This window comes from Ruegeria sp. BF8 (genome assembly GCF_056538625.1).
The window spans coordinates 1,226,576-1,243,504 of the sequence record NZ_JBQFTL010000001.1; the positions used below are offsets into that span (position 1 = coordinate 1,226,576).

Here is a 16,929-nt window from a genome sequence, read left to right on the forward strand (position 1 = left end):
TTTGCCGATCAAAGGTTCGCAGGCAAGGAAGCGTATCCGCGGAACCGCATACGCCCACCTCTGACACGTTCATCGGACAGTTGGAAATCTGGGAACCGTGTCACGAACCGCGACAGGGCGACCCGCCCTTCAAGGCGCGCAAGTGTAAGACCTGCGCAAACGTGCGGCCCACCGGCAAAGGCAAGGTGACGGTTCGGTTTGCGCGAAATGTCGAACAAACCCGGGTCTGGGAACACGGCCGGATCCCTGTTTGCAGCGCCGATACACAGATGAAGGTTGGTGCCCTTGGCAATCGGACACCCGTCAATCACGATGTCAGCCGTCGTTTCCCGGTTGCCGAACTGGTTGGGTGAACGGAACCGCAAAACCTCTTCGACCGCCGTATTGATCAGGCTTGGATCATCCATAAGCCGCTGACGCTGCTCCGGGTGGTCATGCAGCAGGGCCAACCCGTTTCCGATCAGGTTCGTCGTGGTTTCATGACCCGCATTCAGAATGAAGATGCAATTCTGAAGCAACTCGATTTCACTCAACTTTTCGTCGGCCCCTTCACCGCGGATCAACCGCGTCAGGACGTCGGTTTCGGGGTCGCCGGGCGCGGCCCTGCGCCGTGCCACCAGATCGGCCAGATACTCCTTGAAGTCCCGAACGGCCGCATGGCCGTCCTCGAGTTGCTTGGCGCTCAGTGCCGGTTCGAGCGCCCCAAGAATGGCCAGGGACCAGTCGCGCAGCGGTTCGCGCTCGTCCACCGGTACGTCCAGAAGGTTTCCGATGATCTGGATCGGGATGGTGGCGGCATAGTCTTCGATCAGATCCACTTGCCGCTTGTCTTCCAGGCGATCCAGCAAACGATCGACGGTCTGGATCAAACCGGGCTCCATCCGGGCGATGGCGCGCGGGGTCAGGGCCGAAGTCATGATTTTGCGAACCCGCGTGTGCAATGGCGGATCCGAGAACACCAGCGAGGTGGTGTGATGCTCGAACAATGGTGATCCCGGACCAAACTTTGGTCCGAACACGGCCTTTTTGTCGGACGAGTACAGGGTCGTGTCCCGATAGATCCGGTCCAGATCAGCGTGCCGCGACAATAGAACCGAGCCATCGGGCTGCGCCAGAACCGGCGCCGAAGACAGCAGCGCATCATAAAACGGGAAGGGATTGTCGATGAAGCCCTCGGGCGGGTTCATCAGGTCCAGATTGTTGATGTCGCTTGTCAATTCCTTCCCCCTCCTGCACGAACCCGTCGCTCAATGCCTAGCGCAACAGAATTCGTCGCACAACGTTCCGGCGAGCAGTGACAGCACGCCCTGGCAAAGCTAAGAAAGAAACATGCCCGAACCTGTGTCTTCCATCCGCAATCTTGGACCTGCTTTCGAGCAGGCCTGTGCCCGTGCGGGCATCCACTCGGCCGAAGAGCTACGCGAACTTGGTGCCGATGCGGCTTATGCCCGGCTGATACAGGCCGGAACCCGGCCTCATTTCATCGGCTATTACGTGTTGGTCATGGGCTTGCAGGGCCGCCCCTGGAACGATTGCAAGGGCGAAGAAAAGAAAGCCCTGCGCGCAAGGTTCGATGCTTTGAAATCGTCAACGAACCAGGCTCCGGCGTCCCGGATCGTCGCGGATTTGGATGCCATCGGTGTACGTGTCGGCCCTGACGATCTGAAATCCGTCTGACCAACAAAAAACCGCGCCCGAAATCGGACGCGGCAATCTCGACAGGTATCGTGGTGCGGCTTAGCCGACCAGTTCGATGCCCGAGAAGAAATATGCGATCTCAACCGCTGCGGTTTCCGGCGCGTCCGAGCCGTGAACCGAGTTCTCACCGACGGACTCGGCGAATTCGGCGCGGATGGTGCCCGGTGCCGCATCGGCGGGGTTGGTTGCACCCATGACTTCACGGTTCTTGGCAATGGCATTTTCGCCTTCCAGAACCTGAACGACAACCGGTGCCGACGACATGAACTCGCACAGTTCGTCATAGAACGGACGCTCGGCATGAACTTCGTAGAACTTGCCGGCTTGTTCCTTGGTCATGTGGATGCGCTTCTGCGCGACGATGCGCAGGCCGGCTTCCTCGAACTTGGCGTTGATCTTGCCGGTCAGGTTGCGGCGGGTTGCATCGGGCTTGATGATCGAAAAAGTGCGTTCCAGTGCCATATCGGGCCTCTCCTTGGTCTGACGGCGCGGGCTGGGCCGCGCGAAATTCATCGCGCGCCGCCTAACACGGTATTTCGCCCGTGAAAAGTGGAATGATGGCGCGATCGCGCCTTTGGGCGTCAGATTGCGTCGGGAAGCGGGTCCCGTGCATCCACCCAACGGACATACAGAACGGCCAAAAGGCCCAGAAAGCTGCTGCCTGCCATCATCGACAGCACCAGATACGGGCCGTTTTCGGGGCTGACCGCAGCTCCGGTGATCGAAGTGATGACCGCACCGAGCGCGACGATCAGAGCGCCCGACAGGCCCGCCGCGCTGCCGGCCAGTTGCGGTCGAACCGACATGACGCCCGCAGATGCGTTGGCGTTCGTCAAACCGTTTCCAAAACCAACAAATATGGCTGATCCAAAAAACACCCAGACCGACCCCATCCCCCCTAAAAACAGCAACAGCCCGCAGAACGGCCCGACCGAGGCGATGATGCGCCCGGCCAGAATCATCGTCGTCAGCCGAGTACGCGCGGCGATCCGACCCGTTACGAAATTGCCGACCATGAAACCGCCGGTGATGATGCCGATCCCCAGGCCCAGTGTGGCGGGGCTCAGATCGAACCAGGCGGCGGCCACCAGGGGCGCTCCGGTGATGAAACTGTAGAACCCCCCGATCGAGAATGCCGCGCACAACGCGTAGCCCCAGAACCGCCGGGCACGGAACAGGTGCGGGTATTCGCGCATCTGCGCGGCAAAAGTGGCGGACCGGTTGTGGTTGGTTTCGCCCATATCCGCCCAGAGCAGCGTCAGCAGCGCCGCCCCTGCAACCGTGTAAAAGACGAACCCGGCCCGCCACCCGAACAGCATGTCCAAAGTGCCACCCAGCATCGGGCCCAGCATCGGCGCCAAAGCCATTGCCATGGCGACATATCCCAGCTTGCTTGCGGCCTCGTTGGGCGGAAACTGGTCGCGGATCGACGCGGCAGACAGCACCGAGCCCCCGACCACGGCGGCCTGCATCAGACGGAACCCTAGAAAGGTCCAGATCGACTCCGCCAGAACACAGCCAAGTGACGCCGCCACAAAGACCGCCATGCAGGTCAAAAGAACCGGCCTGCGCCCGAACCGGTCGGACATTGGCCCAAGGATCAGTTGCAGTACGGCGGACACGGCCAGATAGGCTGCGATCGACAGGTTCACCAGCGCATAATCCGCCCGAAAATCGACCGCCATGTTCGCAAGGGACGGAAGGAACATGTTCAACGACAGCACGGACAGACCGGTCGCAAGGACAAGGGTCACCAAAGAGGGTGGAGTTTGTGCGGCCCGCATCTCAACATCCGAATTTCGTTCATCTGCAAAAGCGCTAGCACAGCGCATGTGGTTTGCACATGGCTTGCGTCTGGCGGTGCCAGTATCGCTCTGCTAAGAGCGGCCCATGCTACGGATCGAGAACATCACCTATTCGGTCGAAGGCCGCCCTCTGTTCGAGGGCGCCAGCGCCACCATTCCCGAAGGCCACAAGGTGGGTCTGGTCGGCCGCAACGGCACCGGCAAGACTACTCTGTTCCGCCTGATCCGGGGCGAGTTGGCGCTGGAATCGGGCAGCATTACCCTGCCCCGCCGCGCGCGGATCGGCGGCGTGTCGCAAGAGGTACCCTCGTCCAATGTGTCGCTGATCGACACGGTCCTCGCCGCCGACACCGAGCGCAGCGCCCTGATGGCCGAGGCGCAGCAGGCCACCGACCCCGACCGGATTGCCGAGATTCAGACCCGACTGGCCGATATCGATGCTTGGTCGGCCGAAGCCCGCGCGGCCACGATCCTCAAAGGGCTGGGCTTTGACGATGCCGATCAGCAGCGGCCCTGTTCCGATTTCTCGGGCGGCTGGCGGATGCGGGTCGCTTTGGCGGCGGTCCTGTTCTCGCAGCCCGATCTGCTGCTGCTGGACGAACCGACCAACTATCTGGACCTTGAAGGCGCGCTGTGGCTGGAAAGCTATCTGGCGAAATATCCGCATACGGTCATCGTCATCAGCCACGACCGGGGCCTGCTGAACCGGGCGGTCGGCTCGATCCTGCATCTGGAAGACCGCCAGCTGACCTATTACGCGGTGCCCTACGACAAGTTCGCCGAACGCCGCGCCGAACGTCTGGCTCAGGCCGAGGCCGAAAACGCCAAGGCCAAGGCCCGCATCGCCCATCTGCAAAGCTTCGTTGACCGGTTCCGCTACAAGGCGTCCAAGGCCGTTCAGGCACAATCGCGGCTGAAGATGATCGAACGGATCCAGTTGATCTCGACCCCGCAGGAGGCCGCCTTGCGCGCCTTCTCGTTCCCCGAGCCCGAGGAACTGTCGCCGCCGATCATTCAGATTGAGGGCGGCGTCACCGGCTATGGCGACACCGAGGTGCTGCGCCGGCTGAACCTGCGCATTGATCAGGACGACCGGATCGCGCTGTTGGGGAAGAATGGTCAGGGCAAATCGACCCTGTCCAAGCTGCTGTCGGACCGGCTGCCGCTGATGGCGGGCAAGATGACCCGCAGCAGCAAGCTGCGCATCGGGTATTTCGCCCAGCATCAGGTGGACGAGCTGCATGTGGACGAAACACCGCTGGATCACCTGCGGCGCCTGCGCCCGACCGAGACCCCGGCCCAGCTGCGCGCTCGTCTGGCCGGTTTCGGGTTGGGCGCGGATCAGGCCGAAACCGAGGTGGGCCGGCTTTCAGGCGGCCAGAAAGCGCGCCTGTCGCTGCTGATCGCGACGATCGACGCGCCGCACATGCTGATCCTCGACGAGCCGACCAATCATCTGGACATCGAAAGCCGCGAGGCCCTGGTCGAGGCGCTGACTGCCTATTCCGGTGCTGTGGTTCTGGTCAGCCACGACATGCACCTGCTGGGGCTGGTGGCCGATCGGCTGTGGTTGGTCTCGGACGGCACGGTCAAACCCTTTGACGGCGACCTGGAAGCCTATCGCCAGATGCTGCATGCGCGCGACAAACCACCGGCCCGGGAAAAACCGGCCGCCAAACCCAAACGCGCCTCTCGCGATACCATTCTCGCGCTACGGGCCGACTTGCGGAAATGCGAGGAACGGCTGGAGAAATTGACGGACATGCACGAAAAGCTCTCGGCCAAATTGTCCGACCCGGCCTTGTACGAAGATGACCGGATCGCTGATCTGGAAACCTGGAACCGAAAATTCGCCGAGGTGGTCGAGGCCATGTCCCGCGCCGAGGCGCTGTGGGTCGCCGCCGCCGAGCGGCTGGAAAGCGCAGAGGCCGCCGCATGATCGAAATGGCATTCTTTATAACCGCGTTCACAACCCTGTTCGTTGTGATCGATCCCTTTGGCACCGCACCGATCTTCGTCGCGCTGACACAAGGAATGGACCCGGCCACCCGTCGCCGCGTCGCCTACCGCACGTGCCTGACCGCTTCGGGCATCCTTATCGCCTTCGCCGCTTTCGGAGAGGCGGTTCTCGGCTTTGTCGGCATCTCGATGGAGGCTTTCAAGGTCGCTGGCGGCGCATTGCTGTTTCTGACCGCGCTCGACATGCTGTTCGAGCGGCGCAACAAGCGGCGCGAGGACCGAGCGGAAGAAGAAGAGCACCCTGACCCCTCGGTCTTTCCGCTGGCCATTCCGCTGGTGGCCGGGCCCGGATCGATCGCAACGATCATCCTTCTGGCCGGTGAGCACCCCGGCATTCAGGGCATCGCTGCCGCTGTTGGCGTGATGCTTGCCGTGATGGCGGTTGTATTGCTGTTCTTCTTGTCCAGCGGCCTGATCGCGCGCATTCTGGGCAAGACCGGCCTGACCGTGCTGACCCGCCTTCTGGGCATGTTGCTGGCCGCGCTGTCGGTTCAGTTCATTCTTGACGGGCTCAAGGCCTTTGGGTTCGCGTCCTGAAACCCCATATTGACCTTATGAAAGAAGGTTTCGGGTGCCCGCATGGATGGTAACGATTTTGGACGGTTGGCCTATCTGGTTCTGCTGGGAGCCGCACTGCTGATGTGGTTCTTCACTCACAATCGGCAGTCGTTGGGGAAGACCCTGCAGATGGCTATGGCCTGGGTCTTCATCTTCATCGGGATCATTGCCGTTGTCGGCCTTTGGGGCGACATCCGCTCGACCGTTGGCGTATCTCCGCAGATGTCCGTGACCGGAGATGTGATCGAAGTACCCCGCTCGTTCGACGGGCACTACTACTTGCCGATGCTGGTGAATGGCAAACCGGTGACATTCCTGGTGGATACCGGGGCCAGCCAGATCGTGCTGAGCCCGCAGGACGCGGAGCGCGTCGGATTCGATACCGGTCAGCTGACCTTTCACGGGCGTGCCTCGACCGCAAATGGGGTGGTCCAGACTGCGCCTGTGCGCCTCGACAGCCTGGCGTTGGGGCCCATCACGGACCGAAATGTTGCGGCATGGATCAACGGAGGAGATCTGGACCAGTCCCTGCTGGGCATGGATTACCTGCACCGTTTTTCCAACATCCAGTTTTCTGACGGCCGGATGATCCTGTCGCGCTGAACGGCGGCTTTCGGGATTGAGAACAAAGTGCGAACATGCTAGCATTCGGCCATGTCCACGCATCTTCTTGGCCGCAAACCGGCGCGCGCGGCGCCGGGGCTGACCCTGCATGATGAGATTTCGCTGCAACTGGCCCGCGTGCACGAGGCCTGCGGCCCCGCGCGGCGCAGCTTTGCCATGTGGCTGGCCGGTCAGGCGCAGGGGCCGGTTCTGTGGATCTCGCCCGCGTGGGAGGCCGATCAGCTGAACCCCGACGGCATGATGCCCTTTGCCGATCCCGCCCGTTTCCTGTTCGTCCGCCCCACCCGGGCCGAGGACCTGCTGTGGTGCATCGAAGAGGCGCTGCGCAGCGGGGCGGTGCCGCTGGTGGTCGGCGATCTGCCGGGGGCACCGGGTCTGACGCCGGTGCGCCGGATGCATCTGGCCGCCGAACAGGGGGGCACGATGGGTCAGGCCCCGCTGGGGCTGCTGCTGACCCCGGGCGACGGCGGCGCGCAGGGCATCGAGACGCGCTGGCACATGGCCCCGGCGCACACGGGCCAGACTCGCCGCTGGACCCTGACCCGCCGCCGCGCCCGCGCCCTGCCCCCGGTCAGCTGGCACGCCACCCAGACCGCGCCGCGCACCGGGCTGCACCTGCAACGGATCGGCGCCGAGGAAACCTGCGCCTGACCGACCGGCCCCGGATCACGCAAGTTGTGACTGGTCAAACCGCATCCCGCCCCCTAGCGTGCCGAAATGACCCACCCGATCCACGACAGCCGCTATTCCTGGCTTCGCCTTCTGGTCACTCTGGCCATCGCGGCGGTGGCAAATGTGGGCATGTGGGCGGTGATCGTGGTGATGCCCGCGATCGAGACCCAGTTCGGTGCCAGCCGGGCCGAGGCCTCGATGCCCTATACGCTGGCCATGATCGGATTTGCGCTTGGCAACATGTGGCTGGGTCAGGTGGTGGACCGGCTGGGCGTGACCAAGGCGCTGATCGGTGCCGCAGGCCTCAGCGCGCTCAGCTATCTGCTGGCGACATGGGCGCCGACGATCACGATGCTGTCGGTGGCGCATCTGCTGCTGGGCCTGGGCACCGCCGTCGGGTTCGGCCCGCTGATCGCCGACATCTCGCACTGGTTCCTGCGCCGACGCGGGATCGCCGTGGCACTGGTGGCCAGCGGAAACTATCTGTCCGGCGCGATCTGGCCCACGCTCCTGTCCGGTATCCTCGCCCGCGACGGGTGGCAGCAGGTCTATCTGACATTGGCGGTCATCACCCTGATCGTTGTCATCCCGCTGTCGCTGCTGCTGCGCCGGCAGGTCCCGGCCGAGGCGCATGGCACCGCCGCAGCCGCCGCGCAGATCAACGCGCGCAGCGTCGGCCTGTCGCCGCGGACCCTGCAATATGTTCTGGGCCTCGCCGGAATTGGCTGCTGCGTCGCAATGTCGATGCCGCAGGTCCACATCGTCTCGTACTGCGTGGGGCTGGGTTATGGCCCGGCGGTCGGGGCCGAGATGCTGTCGCTCATGCTGATGGGCGGTGTCGTCAGCCGGATCATCTCGGGGCTGGTGGCAGACAAGTTGGGCGGCGTTCACACGTTGCTGATCGGGTCGATCCTGCAATGCATCGCCCTGTTCCTGTTCCTGCCTTATGACGGGATGGTGTCGCTCTATGTCATCAGCCTGTTGTTCGGACTGGCGCAGGGCGGCATCGTGCCCAGCTATGCGCTGGTCGTCCGCGAATACATGCCCCCGCAAGAAGCCGGGGCACGGGTCGGTTTCGTGATGATGATGACGATCATGGGCATGGCGCTGGGTGGCTGGATGTCCGGCTGGATCTATGACGTGACCGGGCAGTATGAACTGGCCTTCGTGAACGGGATCCTGTGGAACGGGCTGAACATCGCCATTATTGCGACACTGCTGATGCGCTCGCGGCCGCGCCAGGGGCGGGTTCCGGCATGAGCCGCCTGACCCGCCGAACTCTGGTACTGGCGGGGCTGGCATCGCTGCCCTTGGTGCGGCACGCCGTGGCCGCACCGGTTCCGTATATACTTGAAACACAAGGGACATTGATCGAATTCACATTCGGTCTGGCTGGCTCGGCCCAGACCGGCACCATGCCGATCCAGACCGCTGATGTTCTGGTGGACACGAAAAACCTGCGCAACAGCATGGTCGACGTCGTCCTGAACGTCGCCGAGGCACGCACGAAACTGCCGTTTGCACGCGGCCCGATGCTAAGCCGATCCGTGTTGGATGCCGCGCGGTTTCCATCTATCCACTTCGTCTCGACGGCCGTCAGCCTTGGCCCCGGCGGACGCATTTCCGACGGAGCGACCGTCACCGGCGATTTGACGGTGCGCGACGTGACTCGTCCGATCACTCTCGATGCCGCGCTTTATCGCCCGCCGGGTTCCGCAAAGGACGATCTGGACCGGCTGTTCATCCATTTGACCGGCGCGTTGAACCGGAACGATTTCGGCGCCACCGGCTATGCGGACCTGGTCGACGAAACTGTGGGATTGAACATACGAACCGAAATTCGCAGAAAACCCTGAAACTGGCGGAAAACGACACCACAAAGTCGAATAGCCGCGCGCATCGTCATGCGCCATTCGGACATCTACTGGACCCATGCGTACCATCATCTCATTCGCCGCCCTTTTTCTTTCGGTCATTCTATTGCAGCTTTCCACGGGCGGCGTGGGTCCGCTGGACGCGATATCCGGCCTGACGCTGGGGTTTTCGACTGAACAGATCGGCCTTTTGGGCTCGGCTCACTTCTTGGGCTTTTTCGCGGGATGCTGGTGGGCGCCAAGGTTGATGGGATCCATCGGGCACTCGCGCGCCTTTGCGGTCTGCACGGCTCTGGGCGCGATGGGTCTGATTGGCCACACGCTGACCGAAAACCCCTATGCATGGGCCGCGCTGCGCATTGCCTCGGGCACCTGCGTGGCGGGTTGTTATACGGTTATCGAGGCCTGGCTGAACGCCAAAGTCACCAACGAAACCCGCGGCCGCGCAATGGGCACATATCGATTGGCCGATATGGGAGCCTCTCTCAGCGCGCAGTTGATCATCGCCGTTCTGCCACCTGCCTCATATGTCTCTTACAACCTGCTGGCCATCCTGTGCTGTGCCTCGTTGCTGCCGCTGACCCTGACGCGCGCCAGCCAGCCCGAAACCCCGGACGCACCGCGTTTGCGGCCCAAGCTGGCCTGGCATTGCTCGCCCTTGGCGGTGGCTGGAGTGATCGTCTCGGCCATCAGCTCTGCTTCGTTTCGGATGGTTGGTCCCGTCTACGGACAAGAGGTTGGGCTGGGCGTCGATCAGATCGCGTTCTTTCTGGCCGCCTTTGTACTGGGCGGCGCGCTGGCGCAGTATCCGGTCGGGTGGCTGGCCGACAAATACGACCGCCGCTGGGTGCTGATCTGGATGTCGATTGCCGCCGTTGTCAGTTGCAGCATCACCATGGCCGCCAGCGGCACCGGCACCGTGGGCGTCATGCTGGCCGCCGGATTGTTCGGCATAACGACCTTTCCGATATTCTCGATCTCTTCTGCCCATGCCAACGACTTCGCCACCACCGAGCAGCGGGTGGAACTGTCGGCGGCGCTGATGTTCTGGTATGCGCTGGGGGCTATCGCCTCGCCCTATGTTTCCTCGACGCTGATCGAGCAATTCGGCCCCGGCGCGCTGTTTGCCTTCGTGGCATTGGGCCACGCGGTCCTGATCATCTTTGGACTGGCCCGGATGCGCTCGCGCCCGACGCCCGAGGAACGCACCAACTACGTCTACGCGCCGCGCACGTCCTTCACCATCGGCCGCCTGCTGAAACGCTCGCGCGAAGGGCGATAGCATTCTGGGGCTGGGATTTCCCGATCCGGTTTGATAGAGCGCGCGCAGACAGTTAGGCGGAAACCAAACATGGCTCGGATTCTCATTACCTCGGCAATTCCCTACATCAACGGAATCAAGCACCTTGGCAACCTGATCGGCTCGCAGCTGCCGGCGGATCTGTTCGCGCGCTACCAGCGCGGCCGCGGCAACGAGGTCATGTTCCTGTGCGCCACCGACGAACACGGCACCCCGGCTGAACTGGCCGCGGCCAAGGCGGGCAAACCGGTGGCCGAATACTGCGCCGAGATGCACGAGGTGCAGGCCGACATCGCCAAGCGTTTTGGCCTGAGCTTCGATCATTTCGGCCGCTCGTCCAGCCCGCAGAACCACAAGCTGACCCAGCATTTCGCCGGCAAGCTGGCCGAGGCCGGACTGATCCGCGAAGTGACTGAAAAGCAGGTCTATTCCAACGCCGACGGCCGGTTCCTGCCCGACCGCTATATCGAGGGCACCTGCCCCAACTGCGGCTACGAAAAGGCGCGCGGCGACCAGTGCGAAAACTGCACCAAGCAGCTGGACCCGACCGATCTGATCGACCCGCGCAGCGCGATTTCCGGCTCGACCGACCTTGAGGTGCGCGAGACCAAGCACCTGTACCTGCGCCAGTCGGCGATGAAGGATCAGCTGGACGCCTGGATCGACAGCAAGACCGACTGGCCGGTGCTGACCACCTCGATCGCCAAGAAATGGCTGCATGACGGCGACGGCCTGCAAGACCGCGGCATCACCCGTGACCTGGACTGGGGCATCCCGGTCAAGAAGGGCGACGAGGACTGGCCCGGCATGGAGGGCAAGGTCTTCTACGTCTGGTTCGACGCGCCGATCGAATACATCGCCTGCGCCAAGGAATGGGCCGACGCCCACGGCAAGTCGGATGCGGAATGGGAACGCTGGTGGCGCACCGACAAGGGCGCCGACGACGTGCGTTACGTGCAGTTCATGGGCAAGGACAACGTGCCGTTCCACACCCTGTCCTTCCCGGCCACCATCCTCGGCTCGGGTGAGCCGTGGAAGCTGGTCGATCACCTGAAGTCGTTCAACTATCTGAACTATGACGGCGGACAGTTCTCGACCAGCCAGGGCCGCGGCGTCTTCATGGACCAGGCGCTGGACATCCTGCCCGCCGACTACTGGCGCTGGTGGCTGCTGAGCCATGCGCCCGAAAGCAGCGACAGCGAATTCACCTGGGAGAACTTCCAGCAATCGGTCAACAAGGACCTGGCGGACGTGTTGGGCAATTTCGTCAGCCGGATCACCAAGTTCTGCCGCTCGAAATTCGGTGAAGAGGTTCCGTCCGGTGGCGAATACGGTGAACGCGAACAGGCGCTGATCGAGGAACTGACCAAGCGCATTCGCGCCTACGAGGCGCACATGGAGGCGATGGAGGTCCGCAAATCGGCGCAGGAACTGCGTGCGATCTGGGTTGCGGGCAACGAATACCTGCAGGCCGCTGCGCCTTGGTCCACCTTCAAAGAAGACCCGGAACAGGCCGCCGCGCAGGTGCGGCTGGGCCTGAACCTGATCCGGCTTTATGCAGTACTCAGCGCGCCGTTCATCCCTGAAACTTCGGCCAGAATGCTGAGCGCGATGAACACGCTCGATACCAGCTGGCCCGAGGACGTGGAGGCCGCGCTGAACGCCCTGCCCGCCGGACACGCATTCACGGTGCCGGACGTTCTGTTCGCCAAGATCACCGACGAACAGCGCGAAGATTGGCAAACACGCTTTGCCGGAGTGCGGAGCTGAGTACAGCAAGGGGGCCGGTGGCCCCCTTTTTTTCAGCCAACTGACCCGACCGATCCGATGAAATCGTCGGACGAAATTGGTTCGACGGCCGAGACATCCCCGGACAGGGTTCGAGCGTTTAAAATTCAAATACTTGAGAATTTTCAACAATGCCTCCATCCTGACTTGGAGTTTAATCGACTCGGGCTTCAGGAACGGTCCGGCTCGACCCAAATCCCGGTTTGAATGAGGCACTCGCAATGACCGTTGAAAAGACGCTTACCCACACGACCAGCAATCGAACGCTCTCGCGTCTCGGCCTTTGCGCGACACTGCTGGCATGCCTTGCGTTTACACCGGTCGCATTTGCCCAGGATCAGTCGGATGCACCGCCGCCCAAGGTTTCGATTGCGGCCGCATACACACAGGAAATCACCGAGGAGGCTGTTTTTATCGGGCGGGCCGAAGCCACGGACAACGTGGACATCATCGCACGAGTCAGCGGCTTCCTGGAAAGCCGGAATGTCGAAGAAGGCTCTTTGGTCAACGAGGGTGATCTGCTGTTTACCATTGAGCCCGACCTGTACCAGGCCACGCTGGACGCCCGAAAAGCGGATCTTGATCGGGCCGAGGCCAATCTGGAACTGGCCAAGGTCGACCTGGCCCGCAAGGAAGAACTGTACAGGCGCGACGCAACGCCGGAATCCGAGCGCGACATTGCCCGCGCGAACGAGCTGGTTGCCGAAGCCGAAGTCAAAGCGGCCAACGCAGCCATTCAACAGGCGCAGCTTGACCTGGACTACACGCAGATCCACGCGCCGTTTTCCGGCCGGATCGGTCGGATCAGCACCAGCGTCGGCGACGTGGTCGGCCCCAACACGGAACCGCTGGTCAACCTGATCAGCGAAGCGCCGATCTACGTGAATTTCTCGTTGAATGAAAAGCAGTTCACCTCCGTTCTTCAGACCGTTGGTGAGACCGCCTCCACCCTTGCTGAAAGCAACAAGAGCCCGGTTGTCCGGCTTACGCTGCCCAATGGTACCGAGCTAGAAGAAACCGGCAAGATCGTGTTCGTGGACAACCGGATCGACCCGTTGACCGGCGCGATCACCCTGCGTGCCGAGTTTGCAAACGACAAACGTCTGATCGTGGATGGCGCCTTTCTGAACGTTCACATCGAAGCGCTTGAACCCACGCTTGAAGTGCTGATCCCTCAAGCTGCCCTGCAGCGAGATCAACGCGGAGAGTTTGTGCTGGTCGTCAACGACAAGCAGATGGTCGAACAGCGCTACATCACGACCGGCGACACGGTCGGTTCTGCCGTGATCGTCAAGGAAGGTCTGCGCGAGGGCGAAAGCGTCATCGTGGAAGGGCTGCAAAGGGTGCGCCCGGGTGTTGCCGTTGACGCCGTTGTCGCCTCTGAACAGCCGGGAGAATAACTGATGTTTTCCGCCCTGTTCATCAGCCGGCCCAAGCTGGCACTTGTGATCTCGCTTGTGCTGACAATCATGGGGGCGATCGGCTACATGGTCCTGCCGGTTGCCCAATTCCCGGACATTACCCCGCCGGTGGTCAGCGTCACGACGACGTACACTGGCGCTAACGCCGAAACCGTTGAAAACACGGTTGCCGCGCCGATCGAAGCGCAGGTCAACGGCGTGGATGACATGATCTACATGACGTCCACATCCTCGGACAACGGCTCGTATTCGCTGAACATCACGTTCGAGGTGGGCACCGACCCCGACATCGCATCGGTCAATGTGCAGAACCGTGTGGCGCAGGCCATGTCCTCGCTGCCGACCGAAGTTACCTCGTCGGGGGTGGTGACGCAGAAAGCGTCGACCAACATGCTGTTGCTGGTCACCCTGACCTCGCCCAACGGCACCTATGACAGCGTGTTCCTGTCGAACTACGCGTCGATCAACCTCAAGGATGCGCTGGCACGGGTGCAGGGCGTGGGCAAGGCCGACGTTCTGACCAACCTGGAATACGCGATGCGGATCTGGATGGATCCCGACAAGATGGCCGCCCTTTCCATCACGCCGGGTGACGTGATCTCGGCCATCCGCGAACAGAACATCGAGGTTTCCGCTGGCTCGATCGGCGCCCCGCCGGTGCCTGAAGGCCAGACCTTTCAGTACACGATCAAGACCAAAGGCCGCCTGACATCGGCCAAGGAGTTTGGCGATATCGTCATTCGGACCGGCGATGCTGGGTCCATCGTGCGGGTCCGTGACATCGCGCGCGTCGAACTGGGGGCGGAATATTATGCCGCATCAGGCTATTTTCAGGCCGTTCCGGCGACGGTAATCGGCATCTACCAAGCGCCGGGCGCCAACGCGCTGGCCGTGTCCGACCGCGTCGAAGCCGAACTGGAGCGTCTTTCACGGTCCTTCCCGACCGATGTGGAGTATGCGGTTCCGTTCAATACTACGGACTTCGTCGAACAGTCGCTGAACGACGTGGTGTCGACGCTGATCCTGACCTTCATTCTGGTGATCTCGGTCGTGTTCATCTTCTTGGGCAGTTGGCGGGCGACCATCATTCCGGCCGTGGCGATTCCGGTCTCATTGATCGGGACATTTGCGTTCCTGCTGCTGTTCGGGATGTCGCTGAACACAATCTCGCTTTTTGCACTCGTGCTGGCCATCGGGATCGTGGTTGACGACGCGATTGTGGTCGTCGAGAACGTGGAACGGATCATCGCCGAGGAAGGCCTGCCGCCGGCTGAGGCGACCCGCAAGGCCATGGGGCAGATTACTGGCCCCGTCATTGCGACAACTCTGGTTCTGCTGGCCGTCTTCGTCCCCGTGACCTTCATGCCCGGTATCTCGGGGCGGCTGTATTCACAGTTCGCGGTTACGATCTCGACCGCCGTCGTCATCTCGTCCATCAATGCGCTGACCTTGTCGCCAGCGCTGTGCGGTTTGGTCCTTCAGGCGCGTTCAGGCCCGCCCAAGGGTCTGCTGGCGGTGTTCGAGAAATTCATCGGGACGATGCGCGCAGGTTATGTGTCCATCGTGCGCAAGCTGCTGATCGTCCCCGTGGTCTCGCTCGGGATCATCGCGGGCTTTGCCTTTGGCGGCGTGACGATCATGTCGAACACCTCCAGCGGGTTCCTGCCGCTTGAAGACAACGGCTATCTTTTCGTGGACATCCAATTGCCCGACGCGGCCACACTGGAGAGAACCGAGGCGGTATCCAAACGCGTGGATGACCAGATCCGCGAGATCCCGGGCGTGGCGAATACCGTTCTGATCAACGGTTTCTCACTGCTGAACGGAACCATCACCAACGGTGCGGCAGTGTTCGTCAACCTCGACAACTGGGACGAACGGCAAGACGAGGATCTGACGGCGGACGCCATCCTGCAGAAGGTACTGGCCATCGCCAACGGCGAATCCGCCGCCTCGATCGTCGCATTCAACCCGCCGCCGATCCAAGGTCTTGGCATGTCGGCGGGCGTCGAAATGGAGGTTCAGCAAACCGGAGGCGGCTCGCCGCAGGATCTGGCCTCGGCCGTGGGATCCTTTGTCTACGCGGCCAACCAGCGGCCTGAAATCGGCCAAGCCTACACGACTTTCCGGGCCAACGTCCCGCAGCTGTTCGTGGATCTGGATCGGGAAAAGGCAAAAACTCTGAACGTATCGGTCGCCGAAATCTTCCAGACCATGCAGGCTCAGCTTGGCTCGTACTATGTGAACGACTTCAACTTGTTCGGTCGCGTCTATCGCGTGATGATCCAAGCCGAAGGGTCGTATCGTGACAATGTCGAGGACATCTCGAACCTGTACGTCCGCTCGAACACCGGTGAGATGGTCCCGCTGGGAACGCTCATCGACGTCGAAAACGTGCTTGGCCCGGTTCTGTTGAAACGCCACAACCTGTTCCGTTCCGCGACGGTGACGGCGGTTCCGGCAGAAGGTCTGTCGACCGGTGACGCAATCACCGTGATGACAGAAGAGTCGGCGACCGCCCTGCCCCCGGGATATGCCTTTGAATGGACCGGAACCGCCCAACAACAGCTGGCATCCGGCGGGCTGGTCGTGGTGATCCTGGGGCTGGCGATCCTATTCGGGTATTTGTTCCTGGTCGGACAATACGAAAGCTGGACGATGCCGGTCTCGATCCTGCTGTCGGTGATCGTAGCCCTGTTCGGCGCGGTTGCGGCGGTGGCGATCGTGGGCAGTGACATCAACCTGTACACGCAGATCGGGATGATCATGCTGGTGGGGCTTGCGTCAAAGAACGGTATCCTGATCGTGGAATTCGCGATGGAGCAGAGGGCCAAGGGTCTGTCTGTCAAGGACGCTGCCGCCGAGGCCGCGCATCAGCGTTTCCGGGCCGTCATGATGACCGCGCTGTCCTTCCTGCTGGGCGTTGTGCCCCTGCTGGCAGCCAGCGGTGCTGGTGCCGCCAGCCAGAAGGCGATTGGTGTGGCCGTATTTGGCGGGATGCTCGCCGCGACACTGTTCGGGGTGATCCTGGTGCCGGTCCTCTATGCGGTGATGCAGAGCATGCGAGAGTGGATCAAGGGCACGAACAAGGATCCCGATCCTTCTGAAAAGGCGGCCTGACCGACAGAAAAAAGAAACGCCCCGCGACATCCGCGGGGCGTTTTTCTTTG

14 protein-coding genes are annotated in these 16,929 nt (G+C 62.1%); 11 read left to right on the top strand and 3 right to left on the bottom strand.

The window, feature by feature from the left end:
- Positions 1–8: 8 nt before the first annotated feature.
- Positions 9–1,187 (bottom strand): cytochrome P450, encoded by a 1,179-nt coding sequence (locus ACR0LD_RS06125; protein ID WP_480636285.1) that lies wholly within the window; start codon positions 1,185–1,187, stop codon positions 9–11.
- 142 nt (positions 1,188–1,329) lie between these two features.
- On the opposite strand from ACR0LD_RS06125, the gene ACR0LD_RS06130 reads away from it, so the two are divergent.
- The gene (locus tag ACR0LD_RS06130) at positions 1,330–1,677 is read left to right on the top strand and encodes a TfoX/Sxy family protein (protein WP_170339541.1); all 348 of its coding nucleotides are present in this window, start codon (positions 1,330–1,332) and stop codon (positions 1,675–1,677) included.
- Between the two features lie 60 nt (positions 1,678–1,737).
- On the opposite strand, the gene ndk is transcribed toward ACR0LD_RS06130, so the two are convergent.
- Positions 1,738–2,160, bottom strand: coding sequence for a nucleoside-diphosphate kinase (ndk, locus tag ACR0LD_RS06135; protein WP_027237357.1), 423 nt, complete (start codon positions 2,158–2,160; stop codon positions 1,738–1,740).
- A gap of 119 nt (positions 2,161–2,279) precedes the next feature.
- Positions 2,280–3,482, bottom strand: a complete 1,203-nt coding sequence (locus ACR0LD_RS06140) for a multidrug effflux MFS transporter (protein ID WP_170366970.1) — start codon at positions 3,480–3,482, stop codon at positions 2,280–2,282.
- 106 nt (positions 3,483–3,588) lie between these two features.
- Between ACR0LD_RS06140 and ACR0LD_RS06145 the strand changes: the two genes are divergently transcribed.
- From ACR0LD_RS06145 to ACR0LD_RS06190, 10 genes are all read left to right on the top strand, one after another.
- Complete coding sequence (locus tag ACR0LD_RS06145) at positions 3,589–5,442, top strand: ABC-F family ATP-binding cassette domain-containing protein (protein ID WP_480635994.1); 1,854 nt, start codon at positions 3,589–3,591, stop codon at positions 5,440–5,442.
- Positions 5,439–6,059, top strand: a complete 621-nt coding sequence (locus ACR0LD_RS06150) for a MarC family protein (protein WP_093961850.1) — start codon at positions 5,439–5,441, stop codon at positions 6,057–6,059. Before ACR0LD_RS06145 ends, ACR0LD_RS06150 begins: the two co-directional genes overlap by 4 nt.
- A gap of 42 nt (positions 6,060–6,101) precedes the next feature.
- Positions 6,102–6,683, top strand: a complete 582-nt coding sequence (locus ACR0LD_RS06155) for a retropepsin-like aspartic protease family protein (RefSeq protein WP_170338984.1) — start codon at positions 6,102–6,104, stop codon at positions 6,681–6,683.
- 51 nt (positions 6,684–6,734) lie between these two features.
- Positions 6,735–7,355 (top strand): ImuA family protein, encoded by a 621-nt coding sequence (locus ACR0LD_RS06160; RefSeq protein ID WP_170524081.1) that lies wholly within the window; start codon positions 6,735–6,737, stop codon positions 7,353–7,355.
- A 66-nt stretch (positions 7,356–7,421) separates the two neighbouring features.
- Complete coding sequence (locus tag ACR0LD_RS06165; protein WP_170339548.1) at positions 7,422–8,636, top strand: MFS transporter; 1,215 nt, start codon at positions 7,422–7,424, stop codon at positions 8,634–8,636.
- The gene (locus tag ACR0LD_RS06170) at positions 8,633–9,232 is read left to right on the top strand and encodes a YceI family protein (RefSeq protein WP_170338990.1); all 600 of its coding nucleotides are present in this window, start codon (positions 8,633–8,635) and stop codon (positions 9,230–9,232) included. The genes ACR0LD_RS06165 and ACR0LD_RS06170 overlap by 4 nt, the downstream gene beginning before the upstream one ends.
- 76 nt (positions 9,233–9,308) lie before the next feature.
- Positions 9,309–10,532 (top strand): MFS transporter, encoded by a 1,224-nt coding sequence (locus tag ACR0LD_RS06175; protein WP_170357586.1) that lies wholly within the window; start codon positions 9,309–9,311, stop codon positions 10,530–10,532.
- A gap of 69 nt (positions 10,533–10,601) precedes the next feature.
- A complete protein-coding gene (gene metG / locus ACR0LD_RS06180; protein ID WP_480635996.1) occupies positions 10,602–12,320 on the top strand; it encodes a methionine--tRNA ligase in 1,719 nt (572 codons plus the stop codon).
- Positions 12,321–12,559: 239 nt separating this feature from the next.
- Positions 12,560–13,738: an efflux RND transporter periplasmic adaptor subunit gene (locus ACR0LD_RS06185; RefSeq protein ID WP_170339557.1), complete on the top strand. Its 1,179-nt coding sequence runs from the start codon at positions 12,560–12,562 to the stop codon at positions 13,736–13,738.
- Between the two features lie 3 nt (positions 13,739–13,741).
- Positions 13,742–16,879, top strand: coding sequence for an efflux RND transporter permease subunit (locus tag ACR0LD_RS06190; protein ID WP_170357584.1), 3,138 nt, complete (start codon positions 13,742–13,744; stop codon positions 16,877–16,879).
- Positions 16,880–16,929: the final 50 nt, after the last annotated feature.